At 39.9% G+C, this 2,739-nt stretch carries 1 protein-coding gene; it reads left to right on the forward strand.

The window, feature by feature from the left end:
- The first annotated feature begins 698 nt into the window (after positions 1 to 698).
- A complete protein-coding gene (ltrA, locus tag DS742_RS28285; protein WP_117420238.1) occupies positions 699 to 2,606 on the forward strand; it encodes a group II intron reverse transcriptase/maturase in 1,908 nt (635 codons plus the stop codon).
- Positions 2,607 to 2,739: the final 133 nt, after the last annotated feature.

The raw sequence follows: 2,739 nt of genomic DNA on the forward strand, positions 1-2,739 counted from the left end.
GAGTACGACTTGTTCGCAGGCGGTAAAAAGTCTGCGCACAGCGTGAAAATTTAATATTTCAGTCTGTGAACTGATAATTCGATAGGTGGAATGATAGGGTAACGCCTTGAAACGCCTAGTCTTGACGGACATGCGTCAGCTGTAATGGCTGGGGTGTGGAGTTCCGTGACAACGGTCGAGAGTAACCGTAGAATCCTGCCAAAGGATTCCGAAAGTGCCTCAGCGGTGAGGTATGTTACCTATAGACCAAGATTCTATAAAATATTCATGGTTAGAATGTATGCCTTGGCGGGGATACTGACGAATCTGCGAATGTACGGTTCTAGAAGAAGACCATATAGAAATGTATGGGTATGTTTAAGCATAGCTAGTGTGGTTTAGTAGAAATTTGCCCTACGAACGACCATGTGATGTTACAGGCATTACCAAGCTAGCAGGACTATAGCAGAAACCTAAAAATATATGCACAGATAGAATTATCGGAACAAGGAAAGGTATCGAGTCCCTATGGGATATTCCGACGAAGAATAATAAGCGGATTAATCGGTGCTGAAAAGTAGAGGTCGAACTTGTGATATTTCCTGTAATGGGAAAAGGAGGAATGGCCTCAAGTCGGTTGAAATAAACAGGCATTATTCAATCTATAATAAGGATTCGAGTAAGACCAAAAGGGTCACTTCAAAAGGAGGTGATGCCTTATGCCAAAGAAAGACAAAAGTCTATGTGTAGAAGACCTAAGGCATGCAGAATACTACGGCATGCAACAAACTTTTGATGAACTTTATCAGAAGAGCAAGAATGGAGAGAACTTCAGTAATCTTATGAGTTTGATTCTTTCACGCGATAACATTTTGTTAGCCTATAGAAACATAAAGGCTAATGGGGGAAGCTACACGGCAGGAACAGATAACAAAAACATTACTGACATCGGGAGAAAAACACCCGAAGAAGTTATCGAGAAAGTGAGGTTTATAGTCACAGGGAGCAATCATGGGTACAGACCAAAACCTGTACGGCGAAAGGATATCCCGAAACCAAACGGAAAGACGCGTCCGTTAGGTATTCCATGTATATGGGACAGGCTTATACAACAATGCATTAAACAAATATTAGAGCCCATATGCGAAGCAAAGTTTTACAATCACAGCTATGGCTTTCGTCCTAACCGCTCGGTTGAACATGCCATTAACAGAACCTATACCATGCTTCAGATGATGAACATGCACTATGTTATAGAATTCGATATAAAAGGATTCTTTGATAATGTAAATCACAGTAAGTTAATGAAGCAGATATGGTCACTTGGAATACAGGACAAACAGTTGATTTTTGTAATAAAAAGAATACTGACAGCACCCATACGGATGCCAGACGGTTCTACTGTAATACCAGACAAGGGTACACCGCAGGGCGGTATCATTTCACCGCTACTAGCAAACATCGTACTTAATGAACTTGATTGGTGGGTTGCTAGCCAATGGGAAGAACACCCTGTTGCAACTAGCAGAGGCAGACATCGAATAATAGGAAAGACAGAGGTATTCGACAAAAGCCATGGTTACAGGCTTATGAAGAATACGGAGCTAAAAGAAATGCATATTGTAAGATATGCTGATGATTTTAGGATATTCTGTAAGACCAAAGAAGATGCAATAAAGACAAAAGAAGCTGTTACAAAGTGGATTGAAGAGAGGTTAAAACTTGAGGTTTCACCCGAAAAGACAAGGATTGTTAATACTCGTAAGAGGTGGTCGGAGTTTTTAGGGTTCAAGATTAGGGTAAGACCAAAGCACCATAAATATATTGTACAATCAGCAATCTGTGACAAAAAGGTTAAAATCGAAACAGACAAGTTAGTGGAGCAAGCTAAAAATATAGCTAGACCAAGAGAAAAGAAAACATGCCTTGGAGAAATTCAGCTATTCAATTCAATGGTTCTTGGAATACAGAATTATTATCAGCTTGCAACCTGTATCAGTATTGATTGCAGGGATATACATAGACGAGTTATGACGGTATTAACCAACAGGCTTAATACAGAAAAGGGCTGTCAGCTTAAACGCGAGGGTGGAACTATTACCCAAGCAGAAAAAGAGCGGTTTGGAAATTCCAAAATGATTAGATATGTTGCAGGAATAGACCAAATGATATATCCGATAGCCTATATCAAAAACAAAATACCAATGGCTAGAAGGTCGGCTGTATGTAGCTACACAGCCGAAGGAAGGGCACTTATACATAGCAATCTAAATCTTAATGCATTTTTGTTAAAAGAATTAAGAGAGCAAGTGTCAAACGGTCGTAGCACAGAATACATGGATAGCAGGATTTCACTTTATTCTGCACAGCATGGGAAATGTGCAATCAGTGGAGAGGAGTTTCAGAGTGCATCTGATATCGCGGGTTGGTTGAAGAAACCAAAAGATAATGGCGGTGAGGAGCGCTACAAAAATATGATTCTGATTCACAAAAGGTATATACCTCTGTTGCAGGAAAAATCGCAACAGATATTAAAAGCCACATCACAATCTTTCGAGATAACAAATAAAATGTTAGTAAAAATTAATAGTCTGCGAAAGCAGGCGAATCAATCTGCAATAGATTAATGCGTAATAAATGGTGATTGATTAAATGCTTGTGAAGACAATCGATGGAACGCCGGATGCGGTGAAAGTCGCATGTCCGGTGTGGGACAGGGGAAAAGACGGAGATAACTTCAAAGTCTTACCTATTGTCATA

The organism is Lacrimispora amygdalina (assembly GCF_003432035.1).
Classification (GTDB): domain Bacteria; phylum Bacillota; class Clostridia; order Lachnospirales; family Lachnospiraceae; genus Lacrimispora; species Lacrimispora amygdalina.